Source organism: Comamonas sp. SY3, assembly GCF_041730275.1.
In the GTDB taxonomy this organism is placed as follows: domain Bacteria; phylum Pseudomonadota; class Gammaproteobacteria; order Burkholderiales; family Burkholderiaceae_C; genus Comamonas; species Comamonas sediminis.
In genome coordinates this window covers 60,149-84,072 of record NZ_JBGTYN010000006.1, presented here as the reverse complement: position 1 = coordinate 84,072, position 23,924 = coordinate 60,149, and the positions used below count along the sequence as shown (strand labels likewise).

The window sequence follows — 23,924 nt, the reverse complement described above, 5'->3', positions numbered from 1 at the left end:
GCGCTGGGGCAAGGGGTGGGGCGCCCATGCAAAGGCCCGCGCTGTGGCGGGCCTGTGGTGCTGGGGCGTGGGGGCGGGCTGGGCGTGCGGGCCGGGCTGTGGCTCCTGGTGCCGGGCCTGGGCGCGGCCTGGTGCTGGGCGCTGCGCTGTGCTGGGTGGCGGGTCGGGCTGGAACTACTGGGCGGCCTGGCTCTCGTCCAGCTTGTAAGGCTTGAAGCGCACCACCTCCCTGCCGGCCTGCTCGTTGATCGACCCGGCTATGTCGCTCTGCAGGGTGGTGATCTCATTGCGCGCAAAAACCGTTGCAGCTTTTTCCACATCGCCGAAGCCGCCCGTGTTGTTTGGCAGCATGCCGATCAGCTGCGGCGGCACCCGGTGCGCGGCCAGCACATCGTCGCGGCTGCTGTTCTTGATGTTCAAGAAGTCATCTTTGGCGGCCACCTCGCTGATGGGGATCAGCTGCAGGCCGTCTTTCTTGCCGCCTGGCGCATAGAAGAACACGTTGCGGAAGTTGCCGCCGTTCTTCGTCTGGGTCAGCTGCTTGCGCAGGGCGTCAATGTCCCCCTGGCTTTGGGCCGGGTCAGTCGCGTACAGGATGAAGCCGGCGTGCGATCCGTTGTTGTAGTAGCGGCGGCGGAACAGGGTTGCGCTTTCGTTGAGCTGGGCGGACTGCATGGCGCCCAGGTAGCCCGGAACGCCGTAAATTTCCTGATGCAGATCGGGCTCGCGCAGGTGCAGGATAGACCCGGCTTTGAATTCGTGCGGCGACTGCAGATCCGTCACGAAAAAGAACCGTCCAGGCTCGATGCCCACCCGCATGTATTTGGCCAGGGCGTGGCGCAGTACCAGTTTGTCACCCAGCTGGTTTTCTCGCCACTCCAGATAGCCGTTGCCCAGCACGCAGAAGTTAAACGCCATGGCCTTGAAGTCGGCGGCGCTGAGCCACTGGGTGGGAATGAATGTGCTGGCCAGGATGTTGACCTTGCAGCGCAGGGCAGATTCATGGTGCGCGCCCACGCGCAGCAGGCGGGCCAGGGCGGCCAGGCTGACGGGTGGCTCGTACCAATCGCCGTTTTGCACACACTCGGCATACTCCATCAGCGCGCTGATGCCGCCTATCACCGGCTCGGGATCGCCAAAGCTGAACACCTCCACGTTGGACTGCTGGCCTGATTGGGTGACTGGCGCGGGAGAAATGGCGGCCACTGCCGGCGTGCGCTGATGCTGCGCGGGTTTGCGTTTTCTCATTAGGGATAGACCTCGATAAAGGATTGCGTTTGCGGCGTGGCCAGGCCGGTGCCCACTTCCAGCGCTTCGTTGCTGAGCGCGTTCATGCACGCCCATGCCAGATCGGCGTGGCCGGTGTCTTTGCTGCGGCCCGCCGCGTAAGTCACGCTGCGACCGCTGGCCGTCATCTCGCGTTTGATGGCCATGAATGAGGCCGCCAGCTCACGGTGCACGCCGGCATCCCATTGCAGGCGCTTGGACTTGATGACCTGCAGGGCTTTCATCACCAGCATGGTTTTGCTTTCCACGCTGTAGTTGATGCCTCGCGCAGCCGGGAAGAACTTCACCACCAGCTGGTAGACGGCGTTGCCGATGCTGGTCTGGTCAATCGTGAGCTGCTGCACGTTATAGGTGTCGCAGACCTTTTTGATCTCGGCCGCCTGCGCTTCAAAGTCCAGGCCGCGCAGTTGGCGGGTGTGCAGCACGCGCAACGGGCCGCCTGGTGTCTCGGGCGGGGCTACCACCACCAGGCCCGCGCTGTCGCCGTTCAGGCTGGGGTCATAGCCCACCCATACCGGCTGCCAGCCAAAGGGCCGCTGCGTGAACGGCTTGAAGTCTTTCCACACCTCCCAGCTATCAACGAAGCAAGGCTGCAAATTCGCCAGCGGGAACACGCTAAACGAGTCATCCACAAAGCCGCACATCAGCAGGTTTTCAAACTCGGGGTCGGAGTACTCCAGCCGCAGTTCGTCCAGGTCGAAAAGATCGCAGCCCCCGGCCTCGGCGTCCAAGATGTTGACGATGTGGCGCCAAACCTTGTCTTCTCCCGTGAAGCCCCCTGCCAGCTTGCCGTGAGTAATGTCGATATCGGTCTTGAACTTGCGCGCAAACTTCTTCGCGCTCCACAGGTCATAGGCCGCGTGCTGAATGCTCGATGGTGTGCTGAAGTAGGTTTTGCGCCACTTCTTGTGCATGGCCATGCCGCTGGCCACCTTGTTCAGGCGCTCAAAGTCGGTAGTCCAAAAATACTCATCGAAGTAGAAGTTGCCGTGGTAGCCCTGGGCGGTGCGCGCATTGCTGCCCAGGAAATACAGCGTGGCACCGTTGCCAAGAATGATCGGATCACCCTTGAGCTCGACTTGGCAGACCTCAAAGACAAACGCCTGGATGTACTGCTTGAAGATGTGCGCCTGGGCCTTGCTGGCAGACAAGAAAATCTGATTGCGGCCCGTCTCCAGCGCATCAATCAGCGCTTCGCGGGCAAAGTACCAGGTGGCGCCGATCTGGCGGCTTTTGAGAATCTGGCGTGTGCGCTGGTGGCTGTTCTGCCACCAGGTGAGCTGGTACTTGAAGCACGATTCAATGAATGCATCGTGCAGCTGCTCGATCTGCTCCTGCGTCAGGAAGTTCTTGGTGGGCTGGGCCTTGGGCGCGGCATTGCGCGACAGAATATTCGGGTTTAGATCGCGCTCGCGGCCCGACTGGCGGTAGTTGCTGATGCGCGCGAAGCGCTCCATTTGCCGCCCGAGTAGGTCAATTTCCTTGTAATCGCTACCGGTCTTGCCTTCTTTGGCAACCAGCTGCGCGTAGCGCGTCTCCGTCACGCCCTCGGCGCGCTGCGTGGGGCTGGCCTCTGCCCAGCGCTCGGCCTTGTGCCAGCCGTGCAGCGTGGCGCGCGCTACACCCAGCTTTTCTGCGATGTGGGTCAGCTTCCAGCCCTGCCAATACAGGTCACGGGCCTGGCGCCGCTGGCCGGCACCGCCATCGGTGACGGCGCTGCACTCGCCAGCGGGCAAGCCGTCAAGCGCGAAGGGCAGACCCTTCCCCTCGGGCGATATCTCTTTGAGAACAGCAGCGGTAAACGCCTGCTCGGGCGTCACTGTGGTGATGTGCGGCCCGCATTTGCTGCGCGACTTGGCAAGGCGTTTGACGGCGCGCGCCGGCGCGCCACTGTCGGCGGTGCCGGTGGGCGCTGGGCTGGCTGGCGGCTTTTGCGGTGCTACTTTCATTCCGCCAGTGTCTGCCGCGCGCGCGCGGAAATCGACAAGTGCAAATTGTCCGAAACGCAGCCACAGCGCGCGGTGATTGCTACAAAAACAGGGTGCGCGGAACATAGCGATAGATCAACAACCGCTTAACCGAGCCGCACCATGCCAAGCAAATTCTTTCGAGTTGCCACTGAAGGCGCTACCACCGATGGCCGCACCATCCAGCGCAGCTGGATCGAACAGGCTGCCGCCAACTACAACACCGGCAAATACCAGGCCCGCGTCTGGCTGGAACACATTCGCGGCGTGATGGCCGACAGCGCCTTTGCGGCGCTGGGCGATGTGACTGCGCTCAAGGCCGTGGCCAATGCCGAGGGAAAGATGGAGCTGTTTGCCCAGGTTGAGGCGCTGCCCGCACTGGTGGCCATGAACAAAGCCAAGCAAAAGATCTTCACCAGCATCGAAATCGACCCCGACTTTGCGAAATCCGGCCAGGCTTACATGGTCGGACTGGCTGTTACGGACAGCCCCGCAAGCCTGGGGACTGAGGTGCTTGCATTTTCTGCTGCACACCCCGATGCCAACCCATTCGCCAAGCGCAAAACCAACCCATCCACACTGTTCACGGCAGCCCTCGAAACCGATCTGGGCCTGGAAGGTGACGCCGAAGGCATCGCCAGCGCCATGCTGCAGAAGTTCAACGACTTGGTTGACGGCTTCAAAGGAATGATGGCCGCCAAGCCACCAGCGGGCGACACCACCTTTGCCACCAACACCATTGCAGCACTGGGCGCAGCTCAAGACGCTATGCAGAACCAGGCCAAGGAACATGCAGCGCTGCTGGAGAAGTTCAACAAGCAGGGCGATGCATTTGCCACTCTGCAGCAAAACTTCGATGCCCTGAAAGCCAAGCTCGAAGGCACCGAGAACCACAGCGGACAGCGCCCACCTGCCACCGGCAAGGATGCCTCGGAGCTGGCTGACTGCTAAGCAAGTTACAGCCGCTCAATAGCCGCTCTCACCAACAACCGACACCAGTTTTTATAGGGACGCAACCATGCGCAACGATACCCGCCTGAAGTACACCGCCTACGTGGCGCAGCAAGCCCGTCTGTCCAACGTGGCAGACGCCGCCGTCAAGTTCGCCATCGCGCCCAGCGTGCAGCAAACCTTGGAGCAACGCATTCAAGAATCCAGCTCGTTCCTGGGCAAGATCAACATCGCCCCGGTGGATCAAATGATGGGCGAACGCCTGGGCCTGGGTGTGAATGGCCCCATTGCCAGCCGCACCGACACCAGCGGCGACGAAGAGCGCAAGCCCACCGATGTCTCGGACATGAACAGCCACAAGTACGTGGCTGTGCAGACCAACTACGACACCGCTATCCGCTACGCCAAGCTGGATATGTGGGCCAAGTTCCCGAACTTCCAAAAGCTGCTTTCGGGCGCCATCATCCAGCAATGCGCGCTCGACCGCATCATGATCGGCTTCAACGGCACCAGCGCGGCGGCGACCACCAACCGAGTGGCCAACCCGTTGCTGCAGGACGTTAACAAGGGCTGGCTGCAAGACCTGCGCGAGAACCGCCCACAAGGCGTGATGCAGCAAGGCAAGACGGCGGGCAAGGTCAAGGTGGGTGTCGATGCCGCAGGCGTGAAGCTGGCCGACGCCGACTATGCAAGCCTGGACGGCCTGGTGTATGACGCCCGCCACGCGCTGATTTCTGCCATGTTCTCGGAAAACGCCGATCTGGTGGCCATCGTGGGCCGCGACCTGATGCATGACAAGCTGTTCCCCATCGTGGACGGCCAGAACGCCCCCACCGAGATGCTGGCCGGCAGCCTGGTGGTCAGTCAAAAGCGCCTGGGCGGCCTGCAGGCTGTCACCGTGCCTTACTTCCCGCCCAAGGCCGTGCTGATCACCAGCCTGGACAACCTGTCCATCTACTACCAGGCCAGCGCGCGCCGGCGCATGGTCAAAGACCAGCCGGAAAAAGACCGCATCGCCACGTTTGAATCGTCCAACGACGCATTCGTGATCGAGAACCTGGAGAAGGCCTGCTTGGTCGAAAACATCGAACTGGCCTAAGCCCAAGCGCACCGGCCTGCCATGGGCAGCTAAAAAAATAGGCCGCTCTTTAGCGGGCCGGTGCCCACCAACACCAAGCGGGGAACATCCACATGCGACAGACACCAGCCCAAGCGCACTACATGCGCACCATGGCTGCCCTGGCGGCCAGCGCTGGCAGTGCCGCCGACGCCCATGGCCAAACCATCGGCACCGCCTACGAGCTGCAGCTTGCCCAGCTGCACCAGCATCGCATCGCGCTGAAAGATATCAAGGCCAACGAGCGCAAGGCCGAAGCCAAGCGCGCCATGCTGCCCGAATACGATGCATACCTGGCCGGCGTGTTTGACACCAAGCCAGGTACGCAAGACGAAGTGGTGGCCACCATCCTGATCTGGGCCATTGATGCCGGCGACTACGTGCGCGCCATGCCTTTGGCCGAATACGCCTTGGCCAGCGGCATCAAGCCGCCCGACAACTACAACCGCGACATGCCCAGCGTGGTCGCCGAGGAAATCGCCGACGCCGTTCTGGTTGGCCGCTTGAAAGATCAAGACGCCATCGCAGTCACCCAGCGCGTGCTGGAGTTGACCGCCGAGGCCGATATGCATGACCAGATCAAGGCCAAGCTGTACAAGGCCGCAGGCTGGGCGCTGCTGGGCAAGACCAACAGCCAGGACATTGCGATGGATGCCAAGGGCCGCACCTTGCAAGTCTGCAGCGCAGCCCTGCCGTACCTGCAGCGCGCTATGGAGCTTGATCCAGCGCGCGCAGGCGTCAAAAAAGACATTGAGCGATTGGAAGCGCGCCTTAACAAAAAGTAGCGCCCCCAATCGCCGCACCAGTCGCACCCCGCGAGCCGTGGCGGCCCCAGGGCAAAGGCAGCATTGATTTGCCGACGCCTGACGCCCTGGGCCACCGCCACACCTAACACCCTGAAAGCCTGACGCCGTGAATTCGCCCTTTGTCGCTGTCGCCAACCCGCCTATCAAGGGCGCCGAGCCATCGGTGGCCAATGACGGCTGGTGGCCCGATGTGAACTGCGAGAAGCTGCGCGAAGACGCCCGGCTCGATGGCACCGTGACGCCGCCCCGCCTGCTGCTTGCCGTGGAAGAAGCCATGCTCAGTGTCAACAGAGAGCTGGCCGACTGGCAGGCCGCGCAGGTAGCGCTGGGCTATGCCAGCCTGGCCGATGTGCCCGCCACCCGGCTGGGCGGCCAGAGCGTGAAGCTCAAGCACTACCTGCGGGCGATTCAATCGCATGTGCAGTCGCAGCTGGCCAGCGCCTACCGCGACATTGACACGCTGCCAGATGGCGCGGGCAAAGAAAGCCGGGTGCGCAGCGCGCTGGAGATCCGGCAAGACAGCCTCGACACCCGCACGCGCCATGCCATCGCCGACCTGCAGGGCCTGCCCCGCGTGATTGCAGAGCTGCTATGACCGGCACGCAAAACACAATCACCGTGCGGGCGCTGCAAAACGATGTGCTCGATGCGCTGGTGAATCGTCACCTGGGCAGCACAGCGGGCCACGTAGAGGCCACGCTTGCCGCAAACCCGGGCCTGGCCAAGGTGGCCATGGATATCCCCATGGGCATGCCCGTGCGCCTGGTCAAGGCCCCGCAGCCCGTGCAAGACCGCATCAACCTTTGGGACTGACAACACGATGAACAAGCTGCAAACCTATTTGACCGAGGCCGGCGTGCCCGCTGAGCTGCACGCGCAGGCGCTGGCCAGCCTGCAAAGCGCGCGCAAGCCTGCAATGTTCCGCTTTTGGCTGGGCCTGACCGCCCCCATCGTCTGGCTGTTCATCGCCGCACTGCTGCCACGCAAGGCAGAGCAGCTGCCGCGCTGGCTGCGCTGGTACGACAACAACATCAGCATCAACGGCGACCGCTCCGACTGGGCGCTGATTGATGGGCGGCATGTGCGCATGCCAGCGCCCAATGAAGATGTGGTGCACGACGATGGCCAGCATGTGAGCTACTGGCCCCCGTACAGCCCCCGCAGCTTTCTGCCGCGCTGGAATTTCAACGGCATCCGCAACCGCTGCGGCTGGCTGGCCAAGAAGTGGGGCATGCCCCTGGAGAACATCGCCTATCGCAACGGGTTGCCGGTGCTGGACGGCGAATGGGGCAACCCCGATATCGGCCGCCAGGTGATGGGCATCCGCGTGGCCTGCGCCGGTGGCGTCTGGCAGCTGGTGCGCACCAGCAAGCTGTGGGGCGGCACCAAGACCGAGAACTACGGGTTTGAAGTTCTGAACGCCAACACCATCGACCGTTTTGCCACCTGCACATGGACGGCATGGAGCTGGAAGGGGCCCAAAAAATGAACATCGAAGAAGCCGCACGCGATGCGGCCATTGCATCGGCTGGTGGCAAAACTGCATTGACCAGCGGCGGCGCGCTGGTGGGCTGGGGACTGCTGAGCAGCGAATGGGTGTTTGGGATCATCGGCGCGTTCATCGGTATCGCGGGCCTGGCCGTGCAGTACTACTTCCTCAAGCGCCGGCGCGAGGATGACCGCAAGCAAGCCGCCGAAGCGAACCGCCGCGCCGAGGAAATTCACAAGCTGCAGATCCAGTTCTACAACAAGAAGATCAACGGCGTGCCCAGCCCTGACGCATCCGTGATCGTCAGCCCGCCGCCCACGCGCAGCAAGCAGACCGATCTGCCAGTTACCGACTTCGGAGGGTTGGCCGATGACTAGACCCCTGCCATACGTGCCCAAGGGCACCATCATTGCCAAGGGCGCCACCGCAGTGGCGGGCGCCGTTGCAGCCATCCTGCTCACCACCTTGCCGGTAGACGAGGGCCGGGTGCTGCCTGCCTATCTCGACCCGGTGGCCATCCCCACCATTTGCGAGGGCTGGACGCGCGGCGTAAAGCTGGGCGATGTGGCCACAAACGCCGAATGCGATGCACTCACCCTGCAGGGCATACAGGAGGCCTGGCAGATATTTGAGCGCTGGGTGCCCGCCGATGTGCGCGATGCCATGCCAAACCACAGCGTGGCCGCCTTCCTCTCGTTCATCTACAACACCGGCCCCGGCGCGCCAGGCGTAAAGGACGGCTTTGTGTACCTGAAAAACGGCAACCACAGCACCATGCTGCGCCTGCTGCGCGGCGGCGATGTGGCGGCGGCCTGCCGCCAGCTGCCCGCCTGGGCATCGGCCAAGGGGCGCAAGCTGCGCGGCCTGGCCTTGCGCCGTGATCGAGAAATGGCCATGTGCCTGAAAGACCTCAAGCCATGAAAAAGCAAACCGGCGTCATCGACTGGCTCACCGTCATCGTCTGCGCCGCGCTGCTTGCGGCACTGTGGGTCGGCTACGGCTGGACATACCGCAAGGGCTATGCAGCACGCGACCTGATCGCCCAGCAGGACGATGCCAAGAGCCAAGCGGCTGAGCGCACCGAGGCCGCCCGCCAGGGCGAGGCCAGCCGCACCGCAGACAACCAGCTGCGCGACCAAGCCGCGACCCTTGCCCGTGAATTACAGGAGAGCAAAGACCATGCAAAAACTATTGAAGCAGAGCGCGACCGCGCTTTGCGTGCTGGCAGTCAGCGGCTGTCAGTCCGCACCACCAGCTGCACCGCCCCCGCAGTACCTGCTGAGCGAGCCGCCCAGCATGCCGGCGCTGGGCCTCAAGAAGCGCGAGCCGAACTACTGGCAGAGGATGCAGCCGATATTGCAGCCATCACCGCCGACGCCGAAGACGCCACCCGCGAGCTGAACAGCTGCATAGACCAGTACAACGCGGCCAAGCAGGCGCTGGACGATTGGAAAAACACCATCTGGAAAGGTGCCCAGCATGTGGAAGCTGCAAAGCCTGCGCAATCTCATTGAGGCCGCAGTGCCTGACCTCAAGGCCAACCCTGAAAACCTCGTGATCCTGGCCAGTTCAGGAAAAGCTGTCACGACTATGGGTAAGAGCCTGTCGTTTGAATACACCTACACCATCGATGTGACGGTGTTGGACTTCACCGGCCACACCGATGCGCTGTTTGTGCCGCTCATCGCCTGGCTGCGGGTGAATCAGCCAGAGCTGCTTCTCAATCCTGCGTCGCAGGATGCGGGCCTGGAGTTTCAGGTGGAATTGCTCAACACAGCCGCTGCCGATATAGGCATTCGCGTGCCTGTCACTGAGCGTGTGATAGTCACCGCTGACCCCAGTCACCCGACGCGCTTGACTTGCGACCATCCCGCAGAGCCACAGGTAATCGGCACTAACCGCCAGCCCGAGCATTGGGAGTTGTGGCTGAAAGACCAGATGCTGGCCGAATGGGACATACCAACCCCGCCCGAAGAAGCGCGATTCGCTCTGTAGTTGCACCCCATGGCTGAATTTGAACAAATAGAGAGCTGGGCCGAAGGCTGCTTGCGTAAGCTGGGGCCAGCGGGCCGCCGTAGGTTGACCCTGCAGATCGCTCGTGATGAACGGCTAAAAAACATTCGCCGCATGAGAAGCCAGCGCGGCCCTGATGGCGAGAAATGGGAAGGCCGAAAGCGCCAACGCAAGGCAGCTCCCATCATTCGGTATGTTTACCGGAAGAAAGACGGCAGCGTTCGTGAGCTGGAGATGAGCAGCTACAGGCGCAGTGGCGGCAAGATCATTGGATACGATAAGGAGGCCGGGGGGGTTCGCACGATGATTGGGGATCGTGTGATCGGGAAGGTCAAGCCCCGCCATAGTGCTGGCAGCATACGGGCGCGTGCAAAAAAGGCGCAAAGCATGATGCAAGGTCTAGCCTCCGCAAGACATTTGCGCGCCCGAGCAACTCCATCTTCTGCGGTGGTGGAGTTCTCTAACCGGGCTGCACGAATAGCTGCTGTGCACCATTGGGGGCAGAGAGACAAGGTTTCGCTAGGTGGGCCAGATTACGACTATCCAGCCCGCCCGCTCTTGGGCATCAGCAAAAGCGATGCAGAGCTAATTCGGGAAACCATACTGGAGCATATAGCGTCATAAAGTGTCAGAGCCGTAGCCACAGCGCCCGGTGCTGGCCCTGCGCGCGCGCGTGGCCGACACTGGCCGCATGCCCCCAAACACCAGCCCAGAAACCAACCCGCTAGAGCTATCGCGCCAACTGGCCAACGTGGTCCGCATGGGCACGGTTGCGGCTGTTGACCTGGCCGCCGCGCGCTGCCGCGTCAAGACCGGCGACAACGAAACCGATTGGCTGCCATGGTTTACGGGCCGCGCTGCAGGCGAGAAGGGCAGCCAGTGGTGGCCGCCCGTCAAGGGAGAGCAATGCATGGTGCTGGCCACGGGCGGCGACCTGGGCCAGGGCTGCGTGCTAGTGGGCGTGTACAGCGATCGCATGGCCGCCCCCAGCAAGCAGGCAGACACCTGCCGCACCCAGTTCAGCAAAGACGACTACAGCGAAACCGCCAAGGGCGAACACCGGCTGCACCTGGAAAAGCGCGTGCGCTTGGAAGTGGCAGAGGGCTGCAGCATCACGATGGAGCGAGACAGCATCACCCTGCAGGCCGGTGGCGCCACGCTCACGATTGGCCCGGGCCAGATCACGGCCAACGTCGATGTGATCGCCCAGGGCATCAGCCTGGTGAGCCACCCGCACAAGGGCGTCCAAAAGGGTCAAGCATTGACCGAAGGGCCGGTGCCAGCATGATGAACGCCCAGACCGGCACCCGCCTGGATGCCATCAGCCACCTGCGCCAATCGGTGATGGACATCTTGACCACGCCCATTGGCAGCCGCGTGATGCGCCGCGACTATGGCAGCCTGCTGCAGGCGCTGGTCGACCAGCCTGACAACCTGCTTGCGCAGACCCGCGTTTTCTCGGCCATCCAATCGGCGCTGATGCGCTGGGAGCCGCGCCTTGAGATCAAGCAGATCAAAAGCCTGCGCGACCCTAGCCGCCCCGGCTATGCCGAGTATCATATTTTTGGTACCTACAAAAGCGAATTTGGCGTAAGCCAGCCGCTGCGCCTGTCGGTGCCGATTGCGTGGGGGGCTTCTGCATGATCGACCTGACAACGCTGCCCGCGCCCGCTGTAGTCGAGGCCCTTAACTACGAAACGATTCTGGCCACCAGCAAAGCCGACCTGGCCGACCTGCTGCGTCCACACTTGCCTGCCGTGGACGATGTGCTGGCCCTGGAGAGCGAGCCGCTCACCAAGCTGCTGGAATCCTTTGCCATGCGCGAAATGGCATACCGTGCGCGCGTCAACGATGCCGCCCGCGCCCATCTGCTGGCCTTTGCCAGGGGTGCCGACCTTGACCACCTTGCGGCCATGGTGGGCGTCACGCGCATGGAGGGCGAGGCAGACACCCGGCTGCGCACCCGTGTGCAGCTGCGCATTGCGGCGCTGGCCAGCCAGGGCACGCGGGAGTACTACGAGTATCAAGCGATGACCGCCAGCCTGAACGTGCGCGCGGCCATGGCCACCAGCCCGCTGGCCGGCAAGGTGCTGCTGCAGCTGTGGTGCCAAGAAAAGGCCCAGGCCCCTGCAACGCTGGCGGCAGTCTCTGCCGTGCTGAACGGCGACGCCGGGCGCATGCTGGGTGTGCCCATCACGGTGGTTGTGGCCCAGCCAAAGGCCGTCAACATCACCGCCAACATCTACCGCACCCGCAACGCGCCTGCCAACCTGCAGCAGCTGCTGCAGAACCGGCTGCAGGATGCCTTTGCCAGCATGGCCGACCTGGGCGCCACAGTGGCGCGCAGCTACATCACCACGCTGCTGCATGTGGAAGGCGTGGCCCGGGTGGAATACCCAGACAGCACCGCACCTGCCGAAGTGACCGCAATCCCAGTGGGCAACTATCCGGCCCTGGGCCAAGTGCTGCTGGTGGATATGGGAGTGGCATAGCCATGGCAGGCCCTAAAGTCTCCCAGCGGCACCGCAGTGTGCTGCCTCCCAATGCCAGCTTGCTGGAGCGGGCTGTTGACGGCAACTTTCCAGCCGGCTGGGAAAGCCTGGCCGACCAGGCCGAGCCCGTCGCCGATCCTGATGTGCTGCTGCCATGGGTAGCGGCTCAATGGCAGCTTAGCCAGTTTGACCGCTACTTTGCCGACCCGCGCGAGCTGCTGGCAAAGGGCCTGCCATGGTTGCGCGAGCGCGGCAGCGCGGCAGCCGTCAAGCGGGCCATGGGCTGGCTGGGTTACGCCGGCGTGCGGATCGAAGAAGACGGCGCGCGCCTGCACATCAGCCCGGGCCGCGAAGTCTCCATTGCCGACATGCAGCACATCGCCTACATGGTGCGGGCCAGCATCCCGCTGCATGTGAAGTTTTACCGCCTGTTCCACCGCTATGACCTGCGCCGCATCCGGCTGGACAACCGCCCGCGCCTGGACAGCGGCATGCTCGACACCGATAGCGGCGTGCCCATCGATGTGGGCGGCGAAATCATCCTGGGCAGCCAGGGGCAATTTTTTAGCGCAGTGGCCCAGCGCCCAGGCAACGCCAAGGTGCGCGCACTATCCACCATCGGCTGGAGCCTGACCACACGCCGCAGGGATGCGTTGCGCCTGGACTCCTGGCATCTCGACCGGCGTCTGCGCAAGGCGCCACGCCTGCTGCCCACCCAGGTGGAGGCGCCCACCACGCCGGCCTATGTCCGGCTGCTCGCACAAACCGCCTACGGCAAGGCATACGCCATCACCGCAGCTGCTCGCAACGCCCAGCCGGCACAGATGCGGGCTGATACCTACTGCGCCGTGGTGCCCCGCACGATCCGCGCGCGCACCTGGACGGGCGCGTGGGACGGCCGCGCCTGGCAAGAGTCTGAAATCGCAACCAAATACACCGAGGAAACAACACCATGACAGCAGCAGTCCTGCAAGAAGCCGGCCGCATTGCCCTGGCCAAATCCCTGGCCGCCATGCCCGCGCATTTCGCATGGGGCCGGGGTGACGGCGCCTGGCCTGCGCCGCCCGCCGTGCCCAGCAACCGCACCACCCTGCTGGCCGAAGTGGGCCGCCGCCTGGCCACCACCGTGCGCTATGTGGTGCCAGCCACCGAGGCAGATTTTGATGTGGAGATGGACGACAAGCAGTTCTACAAATTCAGCGCCGACCCCACGCCTTACCTGTACCTGCGCGCCGAGTTTTCCACCGATGACGCCTTAAACGAAGAGATCCGCGAATGCGGCCTGTTCTTTGGCACCGTGGCCAAGGCTGGCGTGCCTGCGGGCCAGCGCTACTTGAAGCCTGAGCAGGTGCAGGACGCCGGTTTTATCTACCACCTGACCTACCGCAGCAAATCCACCCGCGAGGGCCAAAAGGCCTACGAAGAAGCGGTGCTGCCTCTCTAAGCACAAGGCCAAAGACATGACGGTTTACAACAAATTCGATGCCAAGGATGGTTATGTCAGTGTGGACTACCACGCTGACCGCATTCTGCAGTCGCGCGAGCTGAACGACGAGCAGGCCATGCAGCAGCACGCGCTGCGCCGGATCGCAGACGGCATTTTCAGCGATGGCGACCTCATAGAGGGTGCCCGCTGCACCATGAGCGCTGCCACGGGCATGGCCACCATGGACGCGGGCAGCATCTACATCGCTGGCCGCATCCACGATGTGGCCGCTGCGCAGATTCAGGTGCCGGTGCAGGGCGTGCAATACGTGGGCATCTACCTGGAAACCACCACGGTGACGGCGGTGGATGATCCGCGCCTTTACAACCCAGCGGTGGAGGGCGAGGGGCAGAACGAGCCCGGCGCTGACCGCACCCGCATGGTGGCGCGCTGGGGGCTGGCGGGCAGCCAAGGCGTGCCCGGGGACTTCTTCCCCGTGTGGACGATTGAGGACGGCGTGGTTAAGCCCCGCGAGGCGCTCAGCACGAACAACCCCATCACGGTGGCCATCAAGGATTACGACATTGCCAGCACTGGCGGCGGCAATTACGTGGTGGATGGCCTGGCCGTGTTCATGAACGATGATGACCTGGCGGGCAACCAGATCTACACCGTCAAAGCGGGCGAGGCGCATGTGGGTGGCATTGCGGTGTTCCGGCCCAACGACCGCACCGTGGTTTATCCGGCGGTGCCCAACACCTTGCAGATTCTGAGCGAGCCGCACGCGGCCAGCGGCGAGGCGCTGCAGACCATCGCCTTTGATCGCTTCCCGGTGTTGAAGCCTGCGACTGTACGGGTGCAGCGCAAGAAAACCCAGCAGGTGAACCGTGGCCCCATCCTGGGCGGCGCTGACCAGCTGAACGAAAACAGCGTGGTCAAGATCAACAGCGTCAAGCTGGGCAGCACCACCTATGTGCCCAACACCGATTACAAGCTGACTGCGGGCCAGGTGGATTGGAGCCCAGGCGGCGCAGAGCCTGCGACCGGCAATCTGTACACGGTGGAGTTTGAATTCATCAGCATTGAGCCGGTGCTGAACCAAACCCCGACCACATTCCAGATCGCCGACCCGATCAACGGCACGGTGCATTACGTGGATTACGAGTTTGCCATGCGCCGCTATGACCGCTTGGTGATGGATGACCAGGGCGTGTACAGCGTCATCAAGGGCGTACCCGCAACCTGGCAGCCGGTGCCACCTGATGTGCCTGCCGGCCAGCTGCTGCTGGCCACCATCTACCAAAGCTGGATGCAGGAAACGCGCCGTCTGATTCTCGACAGCTGGCGTATGGTGCCCATGCAGACCATCGCCAACTATTCCAACCGCATGGACGGTATCGAGCTGGACTTGGCCGAGCTGCGCCTAGCCACCGATGTGAACGGGCGTTACAGCGGTTTGAAAAAGGGCTACTTTGCCGACCCCATGCGCGATAACAGCATGCGCGACCAGGGGCTGGAGCAGACCGCGCAGATTCTCGACGGCGCGCTGCAGCTGTATGAGGACTTCGGCGCCCATTTGCTCGACGACGGCAAAACAGCGTATTCCATGGGCTTTGATATCGTGGCGGGCCTGCGCCAAGCCGCCTACAGCCGCAGCATGGCCATCAACCCAAGCACGGCCGTGGGCCAGCTGCCTGCATCCGTCACCCTGGCGCCACCCATTGACCGCTGGGAAGTGCCGGGCGTGCGCCGCTATCCCATCGGTGTGCAGTTCCACTACAACCCGATCTGGAACCCCGGCCAGACGGTGGAAAACAGCGTGCAGGCCGAATTTGACAAGACCTTTGACAAGTCCCTGATCGACACCAGCGATATCTACCTGCGCGAAATCGATGTGGGTGTGACGCTCAACGGCTTTGATCCGCTGGAGCCGGTCAAGTCGGCCACCTTTGACGGCCAGGCCGTGGCGCTCAAGAACGCCCAAGGCCAAACGCCATCGGCCAATGCGCAAGGGGTGGTGCAGGGCAGCTTCAAAGTGCCCAAGGGCGTGACGGTGGGCACCAAGCGCGTGCGCATTGAGGGCGACAACGGAAGCTATGGCGAGGCCAGCTACACGGGCTCTGCCACCTTGAAACTGCAAGTCTCTTACCTGTATCGCGGCAATTTCATCACTGCCGGCGTGGGTGACCAAACGGTGAACTATGTCCTATAACGTCCTGACCCAAGCTATCAACCCACCCACCACCGGCCAGGTGGCGGGCGCGAACCTGTTCTTTGCCAAGAAGGGCCAAGCCATCCTGGTGAGCATCGGCCAGGCCGACGAAAAGGGGCTGCCCAAGAACGAGCTGGCCACGGTGCGGCTGGAGCCCGAGCAGATCAACACTGCCGGCGCCACCACTGTCACCTGGCCTACGCCCGTGCTGCTGCAGGCCGGTGCGCCCTATGCGCTGAGCATCAGCGCCGCCGATACCGACACCGCGCCCTATGTGGCGCAGGTGGGTGAGGTCAACCAGGCGGGCGGCTACGTCACGCAACCGCCCGCAGAGATTGGCGCGCTCACCCATACCAACGAATCGGGGGTAGTGACCAAATACCTGAACCGCTTCTTGCGCTTTGAGCTGCTGGCCGTGCAGTACAAGCAGACGGCCCAGACCTTTGTGGTGGGCCAGGTGCCCGTGGTCAACGCCACCAACCTGACGGTGAACGCCGGCGCCATCCAGCCCGCGCCCGATGCCCGGGTGACCTACCAGATCAAGCTGCTGGACGAGCAAGGCGCCTTAAAGGCAACCCACGATGTGGATGTGGCCCAGCCCATCCAGCTGGCCGCGCCGCACACTGGCGCCGTGCAGGTGGAGGCCACCTTGCGCCGCGCCGCCAATGGCCTGGCCCCGGTGCTGGAGCAGGGCACCGTGCTGGTGGTGGGAAGCTTGCTCAATGAGGGGACCTACATCACGCCAGCCGTGCAGCTGGCAGGGGGCAATTCCATCACCTCGATTTTTGAGGCCAGCTTGCCCGCTGGTTCAGCTGTGCAGGTGGCATGCAGCACCGACAACGGCGCAACGTGGGTAGATGTGCCCTTTGACAGCAGCAGCGCGCAGACGGCCGGCAACGTAGAGCTGACCCACAAAAAGACCGGCCTGGCAGGCGCTGCATTGCGCCTGCGCCTGCGGCTCTCGGGCAACACCAATGCCCGGCCCAAGGTGCGCGATCTGCGCGCGGTGATTCTGTAAGGGGTGGCCATGGCAATCCAAGAAGACAAAACAGACTTCTTCGGGCTGGAGCTGCCCTACGCGGGCAACCCGCTGGCAGTGGATGTGGAGCGCCTGCGGGCGCTGGGCCGCGCCGTAGACGATGCGCTCAATGGCCTGCGCGAGTTGATCGACGGCAAGGCAGGAGTGCAGGAGGTAGACGGGGCGCTCGATGCGCTGCAGGTGGCCATCAATGAAATGGGCGCCGCGCGCGTGCATTCCGTCAATGGCAAAGCAGGAGTCGATATCACCCTGGCGCGGGCCGATCTGAAACTGGGGCCAGCCAATGGCCCAAGCACCACCAGCATTGCTTACGACACGAGCGGGCGTGTTTCGGTGGTAACCGAGATGATCGACGCCAAAGAATCAGTGACCGTCATGAGCTATGACGCGGCGGGGAACGTCAAGACGGTGGCCACCACCTACGACGGGCGCAAGCGCACCGAAACCATGACCTACAACAACGGGCGGCTGGAAGGAATCACCGCAACAGAGGGGGCAGCATGAGTACTTCTTTACTGGTCCAAGCCCTGGCCAAACTGGGCGAGCTGGCCACCAACATGGGCACGGCGCTCACCAATATCGCGGGGGTGCAAGCTACCACAAACGCTATCCGCACGGACGTTACCAATGCGCGGGATAACGTCAATGCGACGACAAATGCGGCGCGCGATAACGTTAAGGCTCACGTATCTGCTGCAGTGGGCGGAATATCGGCAGCGCCATTTAAGTCGGTGCAAAACATTGCGGTGACCGTTAACTTCGCATCCGGCGACGGAGGCTCTGGCAGCTCGTCTTACTACGATGTAGTTGTGGGGGCAGTCAACACCGCTAAGGCTTTTGTGGTTAATGGACGGCCCCAATACGGTTCCACCACGTTTTATGCCGCCACCTATAGATTCATCAGCTCAAACGTCGTGCGGTGCGAAGTGTATGGGGGATATGGCGGCGCTTCGCAGCGAATCGCATTTACAGTTGTGGAGGGCAACTAATGCCGAAATATGCTTTTCTGAATGCAGCCGGCGTGTGTAACGGTGAAGGCGAGTATGACCAGGCTCTGGCACCCATGCCTGACAACGCCTTGCTACTGGATGACAATGTGCCGCGCTTGGGGCAGCGATGGACTGGCAACAAGTGGGTAGTGGTAGCACCGCAAACTGACCAGCTCCCCGCCATCGTGGTGGAGAACATCACGGCCGACGCCGGGAGCAATGCAAATACGATCATTGCCGATAACTTCGCCGAGGTGCGCACTGTGGTGGGCGCTGTGCTGGCTATCACTGTTCGCATGGAGGTGGGCGGCCAGCTCTACCCGATCAATGAGGCATTCGATATGCCCATCACCAGCGTAGACGGGCGTGTACACCCCAAGCGAGTGCTGTTTAAAGCGGGCCGCGCCACGTTCACCATCACCATGACCGAGCCCCGGATCTGGAACGTTACGGCGGAAATGATCAACAGCGGCCTGCCCTCTGAAAAGCACATGCGTTTTGGTGGCCTGCGCGTGGTGGCCGCAGAGATTTAGGCCACCTTCCCACCCCATCACACAACCCGCCCAGGCGGGTTTTTTTGTGCCTGGCGCAGCCACAGTGCCCGCTGCTGGAGTTTCGCGCGCGCGCGGCAGACACTGACGGCTACAGAGAAATCAAGCGCGCCCATGCAACGGCTTGCGCACCCATTCACCCTTTGGAGTATCCGAATATGGCGACAGGAAACCTGGCCAATTACCACCACGGCGTGCGCGTTGTCGAAGTCTCGGGCGGCACAGCTGAGCTGCGCATTCCATCGACTGCGGTTATCGGCATGATGGTCACCGCCCCAGACGCAGACCCGGCTGTTTACCCGCTGGACAAGGCTGTGCTCTTCACCAGCATCAGCAAGGCCCAGGCAGCAGCTGGCAAAACTGGAACGTTGCCCCTGGCGCTGGCCACCATCGCCGATCAGGTGCGCCCCATCATCATCATCGTGCGCGTTGCCGAGGGCGTGGGAGAGACTGAGGAGGAAAGGATTGCCGATCAGACCAGCAAGGTGGTGGGCGACTACATCAATGGCAAACGCACCGGCATTCAAGCGCTGCTCGATGCGCAGTCCCAGCTCAAGGTAAAACCGCGCATCCTGGGCGCGCCAGGCCTGGACACTAAGCCTGTGGCAGAGGCGCTGACCGCAGCCGCTGAGAAGCTGCGCGCCATGGCCTACGTGTACTGCGATGGGTGTAAGGATGTGAGCGAAGCGCTCGAATATGCGGGCGGTTTCGGCAAGCGCGAAACCATGCTGATCTGGCCGAACGTGATGCGCTGGGACTCGACCGCCAAGGCCAACGTAGTGGCGCCTGCTGTGGCATTCGCGCTGGGCGCCCGCGCCAAGATCGACACCGAGCAAGGCTGGCACAAGACCATCTCCAATGTGCCGCTGAACGGCATCACCGGCCTGGAGCATGCAGTCTACTTTGACCTGCAAAGCACGGGCACCGATACCGACCTGCTCAACGAAGGCAAGGTAACTACCTGGATCGCGCAGGATGGCTATCGCCTCTATGGCAGCCGCACCTGCTCGACTGAACCTGAATTCACCTTTGAAAGCGCGGTGCGCACTGCGCATGTGATGGCTGACACCATGGCAGAAGGCCATTTCTCGGCGGTGGACAAGCCCATGCATCCGAGCTTGGCCAAGGACATCATCGAAGGCATTAACAGCCGCATGCGCAGTCTCAGGAACCTGGGCTACATCCTGGGCGGCTCTGCCTGGCTCGATACCGAGGTGAACGCCACCGAGACCCTCAAGTTCGGCAAGCTCACCATCGACTACGACTATTCGCCAATTCCACCGTTGGAGGATTTGGGCTTTATCCAGCGCATTACTGACAAGTATTGGGGCGACTTTGCCCAGCGCGTGGCCTCGGGCCTGTAAGCGCATCACCAACGCCACCACGCATAAGGACGCAACACCATGGCATTGCCTCGCAAACTCAAAAACTTCGCCGTCTTCAAAGACGGTATCAGCTACCTGGGCCAGGTGCCCGAGGTCACTCTGCCGGTGCTTACCCGCAAGATGGAGGAATACCAAGCCGGTGGCATGGGCGGCCCGGTCAAACAAGACTTCGGCATGGAAGCAATGTCGATGGAATACAAGATGGCAGGCTGGGCCGATGGCACCCACAGCGGTTTCGGATCGGGCCGCCATGACGGCACCATGCTGCGCTTCGCTGGTGCGCTCGATGCAGAGGACACCGGCCAGGTGGATGTTATCGAAGTCGTGGCGCGCGGCCGCATCAGCGAGATCGACAAGGGCTCTGCCAAGGTGGGCGAGGCCACGGAACACACCTACAAGATGGAGCTGAGCTACTACAAGGAAGTGCTCAACGGCCAAACCATTGCCGAAATCGACTTTGTGAACATGGTCGAGATCATTGACGGCGAGGACAACCAGGCTGCCGTGCGCGCGGCGCTGGGCGTCTAAGCCCGCAACCCTACGCAGCTTTGCCAAGCTGCTGGGCGTGCCCCGGGACAGGGCTGCCCAGTTCCAACAGCGGGCCGCGCATCAACCCGTGCGCCCGCTGTCTTTTTTGATTACCCGGAGATAGAACATGCAAACAGCTGAGCAAGTGAACACCGTCACCACACCCGCGCGCAAATCGGCAACCGTCACCCTGGTGCAACCGGTTGTGCGCGCTGGCCAGACCATTGCCAAAGTGCAGATCCTGAAGCCCAGCGTAGGCGATCTGCGCGGACTGATGTTGGTGGAGGTGATGAACATGAAGGTAGACGCGCTGGCCAAGTTGCTGCCGCGTGTGACCGTGCCCACCTTGATGGAAGCCGAGATCTACCAAATGGATACCGTCGATATGGTGTCGATGGCCACGGAGGCTGCCATTTTTTTGACTGGTGCAACGGTGCCGACCGAGTCGGAATAAACACCATTGAAGACATGATGACTGACATGGCCGAAATGTGGCATTGGCAGCCATCGGACATGTGGCAGATGGAGGCCGCAGAGCTGAGCGAATGGCGCAATCGAGCAATCAAGCGCTACAACGAAAAGCAGGAAGCCAAGGCCAAGGCCGGTAAATGATGAAAAGAGGGGCAGCATGGTCAACAAACTGCGCTTAGAAGTATTGCTGCAGGCTGTGGACAAGGTGACCGGCCCGCTCAAGCGCGTGATGGCGGGTAGCGCTGCCACCTCGGACAAGATCAAACAGCTGCGCAGCGACTTCAAGGCCATGGAGTCGCAGCACGGGCTTATCAACAATTTTCGCAACAGCGTCAAAGCCTCCGCTGGCCTGCGTGCCGAGCTGGCCAGCCAGCAGGCCAAGGTCAAGGCCATGGCGCTGGAGCATGACGCGGCGGGCAACGTCACTGCCGGCATGGCCCGGAAGTTTGAGAAAGCCAAGGCCGAAGCTGCGGCGCTGAAAAGCCGCCTGCAGGATCAAACCCAGACCACCCAGCGCCTGCGCGACAAGATGGCCCAGGCGGGCATGGCCACCTCGGGCCTGGCCGAGCAAGAGCGAGGATTGCGCGCACGCATGGATGCATCCACCGCTGCCATCACAAAGCAACGCGAGCAGCTCAAAAGCCTGGCCGAGGCACAGCGCAAAGCGTCTGCAATGGCCGCCAAGGGTGCGACCATGGCCGCAGCAGGCGGCGCAGCGATGTATGGCGGCAAGAAGGTGATGGACATGGGGCTCAAGCCCGTGGGCGCCTTCATGCAGCACGAAGACGCCATGCTGGGCATTGCGCGCCAGGTGCAAGGGGCGCGCGACGAAGCGGGCAACCTGACCGAGGTCTACCGCAAGGCCGAAGCCCAGGTGCGCGACCTCTCCACCAGATTGCCGCAGACCACGGTGCAGATTGCGGAAATGATGACCGCCGCCGCGCGCATGGAGGTGCCCACCGATGAGCTGGCCACTTTTGTGGAGCTGGCCAGCGAGATGGCCACCGCGTTTGATGCGGTGCCCGATGAGATCGCAGAGAAAATGGGGAAAGTCGCCAAGAACTTCAATATTCCAATACAGGATATTCGAGGATTGGCAGATTCCATCAACTACCTCGATGACAACGCGATCAGCAAAGGCGCGGACATTATCGGGGTACTGAATCGCACTGGTGGCGTGGCGTCTACGGTGAAAATTTCGGGGCAGAATCTGGCAGCCTTTGCCAGTACGCTTTTGACGCTGGGGGAGCGAGAGGAGACAGCCGGAACGGCTATCAATGCCATTTTTACCAAGTTTGCTGCAGCCACTAAAGGAACAAAGAAGTTTCAATCGGCGGTGAAAGAAATAGGGCTGTCTTCTAAGCAAATTCAGAAGGGTATGGCCACCGATGCAGCGGCCACCATGTTAAAAGTCTCCGAGGCCATTGCCAAGCTGCCGAAGAAGGATCAGCTCGGGGTCATGGTGGAGCTTGTCGGCATGGAGCATAGCGATACCCTGGCCAAACTGGTGGGAAAGCCGGAAGAGTTGAAGCGGCAAATGGAACTGGCAAACGGTCCAGCGGGTAAAGGCAGCATGGCTAAAGAGGCTGCAGCGCGCAATGACACGCTCTCGGCAAAAACCATGATGGAACAAAACCGCCTTTTCAACAGCATGGCGGTGGCAGGCGAGCAACTCAAGGCGCCTTTGCTGGAGATCTACAAAACGCTTAACCCGCTGCTGGAGAAACTCACCGCCTGGATGCAAGCCAATCCGGCTATCGTGGGCGGCGTCCTAAAGCTGGTAGTGGGCACGGGCCTTTTGATGGGGGCAGTGGGGGCGCTGCTGATTCCCCTGGGCTTGATGCTGGCCAAAGGCGCATTGCTGCGATTCATGCTTGCGCGCTTGGGGCTGTCCTTTGCCAACATGGGCACAGCGGTGCGCTTGGTGGGAAGCGCCTTTACTTTTGGTGGCCAGTGGCTTGGGGCCTTTGGCGCTCGCATGGCCCTTTACATTCCGGCCATCTTGCGTTTTGGCTCGGTGTTTCTTCGCCTGTTAGGCCCTATCGGCTTGGTCATTACGGCAGCCACTATGCTCTACAGCCGATGGGATGACGTGGTGGGCGGGGCAAAGCTTCTATGGGCTGACCTGACGGGCGCGATCAGCAGCGGCCTGCAGGCCGTGATGGGCCTGACTAGCCAGTTTTTCAACGCCGGCGCCAACATCATTCAGGGCTTGGTCAGTGGCATCACCAGCCGCATTGCGGCCGTGCGCGATGCCGTGGGCGAAGTGGCCAGCAGCAGCATTGGCTGGTTCAAAGAAAAGCTGGGCATCCATAGCCCGAGCCGCGTTTTTGCGGAGCTGGGCGGCTTCGTGGGCGAGGGCGCCGCGCAGGGCATTACGGGCAGCTCCAGCCTGGTGCGCAATGCTGCGCTGGGCATGGCCGCCGCCACCCTGGTGCCCATGGGTGCCATCGCCTTGCCGATGGGCGGGATGCTGCCCATGCCAGATGTGGCAAGCATGGCGGCACCAGCCCCTGCGAGTGGCGCAACTGCGGGCGGCGGTGCCAGCACGTACATCATCAACATCACCGTGCAGGGGAACGCCAAGGGCGACGAAATAGGCGCGGCAGTGCGCGCCGAGATTGAACGCTTTGAGCGGCAGAAGGCTGCCCGCCGTGGCAGCAGCCTGACGGACATTGACTAGGAGTAGCGCAGCATGATGGCAGCCCTGGGCCAATTTGTATTTGGCCTCTCAACCCTGGCCTACAACGATCTGCAACGCACCCAGGAATGGCGCCACCCCAGCAGTAGCCGGGTGGGCGACCGGCCGGCGCGCCAGTATGTGGGTCAAGGCGATGACAAGATCACCTTGACCGGCCTGCAGGTGCCCGAGTTCATGGGCGACCGCAAGGCCCTTGACCGCCTGGCCGATATGGCCGATGCGGGCAAGGCTTACAACCTGTGCACCGGCACCGGCGAGGCGCTGGGCGCATGGGTGATCGAGAGCCTGAACACGACGCGCAGCGTATTCATCCGCGAAGGTGCCGCGCGCAAGGTGGAGTTCACCCTGTCGCTGGCCCGCGTGGATGCACAGCAGGTAGACCCGTCTGGCGGCTTGGACACCGGGCCAGACAGTGGCGCAGGGGATGACGATTGGTATGGCGGCGACCCCTGGGACTGGTGGCTCAGTGAAGAAGACGACGACGATAAATGGTGATGGCC

30 protein-coding genes are annotated in these 23,924 nt (G+C 62.4%); 27 read left to right on the top strand and 3 right to left on the bottom strand.

The features are described from left to right. Positions 1–174: 174 nt before the first annotated feature. Positions 175–1,248: a phage portal protein gene (locus ACCQ08_RS10060; protein ID WP_373449707.1), complete on the bottom strand. Its 1,074-nt coding sequence runs from the start codon at positions 1,246–1,248 to the stop codon at positions 175–177. Then, on the bottom strand, positions 1,248–3,236 hold the full coding sequence (locus tag ACCQ08_RS10055; RefSeq protein ID WP_373449706.1) for a terminase large subunit domain-containing protein: 1,989 nt from the start codon (positions 3,234–3,236) through the stop codon (positions 1,248–1,250). Before ACCQ08_RS10055 ends, ACCQ08_RS10060 begins: the two co-directional genes overlap by 1 nt. A 141-nt stretch (positions 3,237–3,377) precedes the next feature. On the opposite strand from ACCQ08_RS10055, the gene ACCQ08_RS10050 reads away from it, so the two are divergent. From ACCQ08_RS10050 to ACCQ08_RS09930, 25 genes are all read left to right on the top strand, one after another. Further along, positions 3,378–4,205 carry a GPO family capsid scaffolding protein gene (locus ACCQ08_RS10050; protein ID WP_373449705.1) on the top strand — a complete coding sequence of 276 codons (828 nt, stop codon included), beginning with the start codon at positions 3,378–3,380 and terminating at the stop codon, positions 4,203–4,205. A gap of 67 nt (positions 4,206–4,272) precedes the next feature. Further along, positions 4,273–5,304, top strand: a complete 1,032-nt coding sequence (locus ACCQ08_RS10045; protein ID WP_373449704.1) for a phage major capsid protein, P2 family — start codon at positions 4,273–4,275, stop codon at positions 5,302–5,304. A 92-nt stretch (positions 5,305–5,396) separates the two neighbouring features. Beyond that, complete coding sequence (gpM, locus tag ACCQ08_RS10040; RefSeq protein ID WP_373449703.1) at positions 5,397–6,107, top strand: phage terminase small subunit; 711 nt, start codon at positions 5,397–5,399, stop codon at positions 6,105–6,107. A gap of 127 nt (positions 6,108–6,234) precedes the next feature. After that, complete coding sequence (locus ACCQ08_RS10035; RefSeq protein WP_373449702.1) at positions 6,235–6,723, top strand: head completion/stabilization protein; 489 nt, start codon at positions 6,235–6,237, stop codon at positions 6,721–6,723. Then, positions 6,720–6,941, top strand: a complete 222-nt coding sequence (locus ACCQ08_RS10030; protein ID WP_373449701.1) for a tail protein X — start codon at positions 6,720–6,722, stop codon at positions 6,939–6,941. The genes ACCQ08_RS10035 and ACCQ08_RS10030 overlap by 4 nt, the downstream gene beginning before the upstream one ends. 7 nt (positions 6,942–6,948) lie before the next feature. Then, entirely contained in the window at positions 6,949–7,617 is a 669-nt protein-coding gene (locus ACCQ08_RS10025; RefSeq protein ID WP_373449700.1) for a hypothetical protein, read from the top strand. Continuing rightward, positions 7,614–7,994 (top strand): hypothetical protein, encoded by a 381-nt coding sequence (locus tag ACCQ08_RS10020; protein WP_373449699.1) that lies wholly within the window; start codon positions 7,614–7,616, stop codon positions 7,992–7,994. Before ACCQ08_RS10025 ends, ACCQ08_RS10020 begins: the two co-directional genes overlap by 4 nt. Further along, positions 7,987–8,538 (top strand): lysozyme, encoded by a 552-nt coding sequence (locus ACCQ08_RS10015; protein WP_373449698.1) that lies wholly within the window; start codon positions 7,987–7,989, stop codon positions 8,536–8,538. Before ACCQ08_RS10020 ends, ACCQ08_RS10015 begins: the two co-directional genes overlap by 8 nt. After that, positions 8,535–9,131: a hypothetical protein gene (locus ACCQ08_RS10010; protein ID WP_373449697.1), complete on the top strand. Its 597-nt coding sequence runs from the start codon at positions 8,535–8,537 to the stop codon at positions 9,129–9,131. Before ACCQ08_RS10015 ends, ACCQ08_RS10010 begins: the two co-directional genes overlap by 4 nt. Continuing rightward, complete coding sequence (locus tag ACCQ08_RS10005; RefSeq protein ID WP_373449696.1) at positions 9,097–9,612, top strand: phage tail protein; 516 nt, start codon at positions 9,097–9,099, stop codon at positions 9,610–9,612. Before ACCQ08_RS10010 ends, ACCQ08_RS10005 begins: the two co-directional genes overlap by 35 nt. Before the next feature lie 9 nt (positions 9,613–9,621). Beyond that, positions 9,622–10,254, top strand: coding sequence for a phage virion morphogenesis protein (locus ACCQ08_RS10000; protein ID WP_373449695.1), 633 nt, complete (start codon positions 9,622–9,624; stop codon positions 10,252–10,254). A 67-nt stretch (positions 10,255–10,321) separates the two neighbouring features. Then, positions 10,322–10,918: a phage baseplate assembly protein V gene (locus ACCQ08_RS09995; protein WP_373449694.1), complete on the top strand. Its 597-nt coding sequence runs from the start codon at positions 10,322–10,324 to the stop codon at positions 10,916–10,918. Continuing rightward, positions 10,915–11,274: a GPW/gp25 family protein gene (locus tag ACCQ08_RS09990; protein WP_373449693.1), complete on the top strand. Its 360-nt coding sequence runs from the start codon at positions 10,915–10,917 to the stop codon at positions 11,272–11,274. The genes ACCQ08_RS09995 and ACCQ08_RS09990 overlap by 4 nt, the downstream gene beginning before the upstream one ends. Continuing rightward, complete coding sequence (locus ACCQ08_RS09985) at positions 11,271–12,122, top strand: baseplate J/gp47 family protein (protein WP_373449692.1); 852 nt, start codon at positions 11,271–11,273, stop codon at positions 12,120–12,122. Before ACCQ08_RS09990 ends, ACCQ08_RS09985 begins: the two co-directional genes overlap by 4 nt. A gap of 2 nt (positions 12,123–12,124) precedes the next feature. Continuing rightward, a complete protein-coding gene (locus ACCQ08_RS09980; protein ID WP_373449691.1) occupies positions 12,125–13,078 on the top strand; it encodes a phage tail protein in 954 nt (317 codons plus the stop codon). Further along, entirely contained in the window at positions 13,075–13,566 is a 492-nt protein-coding gene (locus tag ACCQ08_RS09975) for a hypothetical protein (RefSeq protein WP_373449690.1), read from the top strand. The genes ACCQ08_RS09980 and ACCQ08_RS09975 overlap by 4 nt, the downstream gene beginning before the upstream one ends. Before the next feature lie 16 nt (positions 13,567–13,582). After that, on the top strand, positions 13,583–15,760 hold the full coding sequence (locus tag ACCQ08_RS09970; RefSeq protein WP_373449689.1) for a DUF4815 domain-containing protein: 2,178 nt from the start codon (positions 13,583–13,585) through the stop codon (positions 15,758–15,760). Continuing rightward, a complete protein-coding gene (locus ACCQ08_RS09965) occupies positions 15,750–16,778 on the top strand; it encodes a virulence-associated protein (protein WP_373449688.1) in 1,029 nt (342 codons plus the stop codon). The genes ACCQ08_RS09970 and ACCQ08_RS09965 overlap by 11 nt, the downstream gene beginning before the upstream one ends. Before the next feature lie 9 nt (positions 16,779–16,787). Next, positions 16,788–17,303: a hypothetical protein gene (locus ACCQ08_RS09960; RefSeq protein ID WP_373449687.1), complete on the top strand. Its 516-nt coding sequence runs from the start codon at positions 16,788–16,790 to the stop codon at positions 17,301–17,303. Continuing rightward, positions 17,300–17,788 (top strand): hypothetical protein, encoded by a 489-nt coding sequence (locus tag ACCQ08_RS09955; RefSeq protein ID WP_373449686.1) that lies wholly within the window; start codon positions 17,300–17,302, stop codon positions 17,786–17,788. The genes ACCQ08_RS09960 and ACCQ08_RS09955 overlap by 4 nt, the downstream gene beginning before the upstream one ends. Then, on the top strand, positions 17,788–18,321 hold the full coding sequence (locus ACCQ08_RS09950) for a hypothetical protein (RefSeq protein ID WP_373449685.1): 534 nt from the start codon (positions 17,788–17,790) through the stop codon (positions 18,319–18,321). Before ACCQ08_RS09955 ends, ACCQ08_RS09950 begins: the two co-directional genes overlap by 1 nt. A gap of 191 nt (positions 18,322–18,512) precedes the next feature. Further along, positions 18,513–19,703, top strand: a complete 1,191-nt coding sequence (locus tag ACCQ08_RS09945; RefSeq protein WP_373449788.1) for a phage tail sheath subtilisin-like domain-containing protein — start codon at positions 18,513–18,515, stop codon at positions 19,701–19,703. 39 nt (positions 19,704–19,742) lie between these two features. Beyond that, positions 19,743–20,252 carry a phage major tail tube protein gene (locus ACCQ08_RS09940; protein ID WP_373449684.1) on the top strand — a complete coding sequence of 170 codons (510 nt, stop codon included), beginning with the start codon at positions 19,743–19,745 and terminating at the stop codon, positions 20,250–20,252. Between the two features lie 127 nt (positions 20,253–20,379). Further along, positions 20,380–20,706 carry a phage tail assembly protein gene (locus ACCQ08_RS09935; RefSeq protein ID WP_373449683.1) on the top strand — a complete coding sequence of 109 codons (327 nt, stop codon included), beginning with the start codon at positions 20,380–20,382 and terminating at the stop codon, positions 20,704–20,706. 17 nt (positions 20,707–20,723) lie between these two features. Then, positions 20,724–20,864 carry a GpE family phage tail protein gene (locus ACCQ08_RS09930; RefSeq protein ID WP_373449682.1) on the top strand — a complete coding sequence of 47 codons (141 nt, stop codon included), beginning with the start codon at positions 20,724–20,726 and terminating at the stop codon, positions 20,862–20,864. A gap of 34 nt (positions 20,865–20,898) precedes the next feature. On the opposite strand, the gene ACCQ08_RS09925 is transcribed toward ACCQ08_RS09930, so the two are convergent. Beyond that, a complete protein-coding gene (locus ACCQ08_RS09925) occupies positions 20,899–21,294 on the bottom strand; it encodes a hypothetical protein (protein ID WP_373449681.1) in 396 nt (131 codons plus the stop codon). A 102-nt stretch (positions 21,295–21,396) separates the two neighbouring features. On the opposite strand from ACCQ08_RS09925, the gene ACCQ08_RS09920 reads away from it, so the two are divergent. Continuing rightward, positions 21,397–23,406, top strand: a complete 2,010-nt coding sequence (locus tag ACCQ08_RS09920) for a phage tail tape measure protein (RefSeq protein WP_373449680.1) — start codon at positions 21,397–21,399, stop codon at positions 23,404–23,406. 12 nt (positions 23,407–23,418) lie between these two features. Further along, positions 23,419–23,919 carry a phage tail protein gene (locus ACCQ08_RS09915; RefSeq protein WP_373449679.1) on the top strand — a complete coding sequence of 167 codons (501 nt, stop codon included), beginning with the start codon at positions 23,419–23,421 and terminating at the stop codon, positions 23,917–23,919. The last annotated feature ends 5 nt before the right edge of the window (positions 23,920–23,924 follow it).

What these genes read in the sequence shown, in the direction of transcription:
- ACCQ08_RS09995 (WP_373449694.1), top strand. Translation starts at nt 10,322, where the DNA reads ATGCCCCCAAACACCAGCCCAGAAACCAACCCGCTAGAGCTATCGCGC.
- ACCQ08_RS09975 (WP_373449690.1), top strand. Translation starts at nt 13,075, where the DNA reads ATGACAGCAGCAGTCCTGCAAGAAGCCGGCCGCATTGCCCTGGCCAAA.
- ACCQ08_RS10025 (WP_373449700.1), top strand. Translation starts at nt 6,949, where the DNA reads ATGAACAAGCTGCAAACCTATTTGACCGAGGCCGGCGTGCCCGCTGAG.
- ACCQ08_RS09960 (WP_373449687.1), top strand. Translation starts at nt 16,788, where the DNA reads ATGGCAATCCAAGAAGACAAAACAGACTTCTTCGGGCTGGAGCTGCCC.
- ACCQ08_RS10030 (WP_373449701.1), top strand. Translation starts at nt 6,720, where the DNA reads ATGACCGGCACGCAAAACACAATCACCGTGCGGGCGCTGCAAAACGAT.
- ACCQ08_RS09940 (WP_373449684.1), top strand. Translation starts at nt 19,743, where the DNA reads ATGGCATTGCCTCGCAAACTCAAAAACTTCGCCGTCTTCAAAGACGGT.
- ACCQ08_RS10000 (WP_373449695.1), top strand. Translation starts at nt 9,622, where the DNA reads ATGGCTGAATTTGAACAAATAGAGAGCTGGGCCGAAGGCTGCTTGCGT.
- ACCQ08_RS09970 (WP_373449689.1), top strand. Translation starts at nt 13,583, where the DNA reads ATGACGGTTTACAACAAATTCGATGCCAAGGATGGTTATGTCAGTGTG.
- ACCQ08_RS10045 (WP_373449704.1), top strand. Translation starts at nt 4,273, where the DNA reads ATGCGCAACGATACCCGCCTGAAGTACACCGCCTACGTGGCGCAGCAA.
- ACCQ08_RS09980 (WP_373449691.1), top strand. Translation starts at nt 12,125, where the DNA reads ATGGCAGGCCCTAAAGTCTCCCAGCGGCACCGCAGTGTGCTGCCTCCC.
- ACCQ08_RS09930 (WP_373449682.1), top strand. Translation starts at nt 20,724, where the DNA reads ATGACTGACATGGCCGAAATGTGGCATTGGCAGCCATCGGACATGTGG.
- ACCQ08_RS10015 (WP_373449698.1), top strand. Translation starts at nt 7,987, where the DNA reads ATGACTAGACCCCTGCCATACGTGCCCAAGGGCACCATCATTGCCAAG.
- ACCQ08_RS10055 (WP_373449706.1), bottom strand. Translation starts at nt 3,236, where the DNA reads ATGAAAGTAGCACCGCAAAAGCCGCCAGCCAGCCCAGCGCCCACCGGC.
- ACCQ08_RS10050 (WP_373449705.1), top strand. Translation starts at nt 3,378, where the DNA reads ATGCCAAGCAAATTCTTTCGAGTTGCCACTGAAGGCGCTACCACCGAT.
- ACCQ08_RS09920 (WP_373449680.1), top strand. Translation starts at nt 21,397, where the DNA reads ATGGCCGCCAAGGGTGCGACCATGGCCGCAGCAGGCGGCGCAGCGATG.
- ACCQ08_RS09965 (WP_373449688.1), top strand. Translation starts at nt 15,750, where the DNA reads ATGTCCTATAACGTCCTGACCCAAGCTATCAACCCACCCACCACCGGC.
- ACCQ08_RS09985 (WP_373449692.1), top strand. Translation starts at nt 11,271, where the DNA reads ATGATCGACCTGACAACGCTGCCCGCGCCCGCTGTAGTCGAGGCCCTT.
- gpM (WP_373449703.1), top strand. Translation starts at nt 5,397, where the DNA reads ATGCGACAGACACCAGCCCAAGCGCACTACATGCGCACCATGGCTGCC.
- ACCQ08_RS10005 (WP_373449696.1), top strand. Translation starts at nt 9,097, where the DNA reads ATGTGGAAGCTGCAAAGCCTGCGCAATCTCATTGAGGCCGCAGTGCCT.
- ACCQ08_RS09950 (WP_373449685.1), top strand. Translation starts at nt 17,788, where the DNA reads ATGCCGAAATATGCTTTTCTGAATGCAGCCGGCGTGTGTAACGGTGAA.
- ACCQ08_RS10060 (WP_373449707.1), bottom strand. Translation starts at nt 1,248, where the DNA reads ATGAGAAAACGCAAACCCGCGCAGCATCAGCGCACGCCGGCAGTGGCC.
- ACCQ08_RS10020 (WP_373449699.1), top strand. Translation starts at nt 7,614, where the DNA reads ATGAACATCGAAGAAGCCGCACGCGATGCGGCCATTGCATCGGCTGGT.
- ACCQ08_RS09955 (WP_373449686.1), top strand. Translation starts at nt 17,300, where the DNA reads ATGAGTACTTCTTTACTGGTCCAAGCCCTGGCCAAACTGGGCGAGCTG.
- ACCQ08_RS09935 (WP_373449683.1), top strand. Translation starts at nt 20,380, where the DNA reads ATGCAAACAGCTGAGCAAGTGAACACCGTCACCACACCCGCGCGCAAA.
- ACCQ08_RS10010 (WP_373449697.1), top strand. Translation starts at nt 8,535, where the DNA reads ATGAAAAAGCAAACCGGCGTCATCGACTGGCTCACCGTCATCGTCTGC.
- ACCQ08_RS09990 (WP_373449693.1), top strand. Translation starts at nt 10,915, where the DNA reads ATGATGAACGCCCAGACCGGCACCCGCCTGGATGCCATCAGCCACCTG.
- ACCQ08_RS09915 (WP_373449679.1), top strand. Translation starts at nt 23,419, where the DNA reads ATGATGGCAGCCCTGGGCCAATTTGTATTTGGCCTCTCAACCCTGGCC.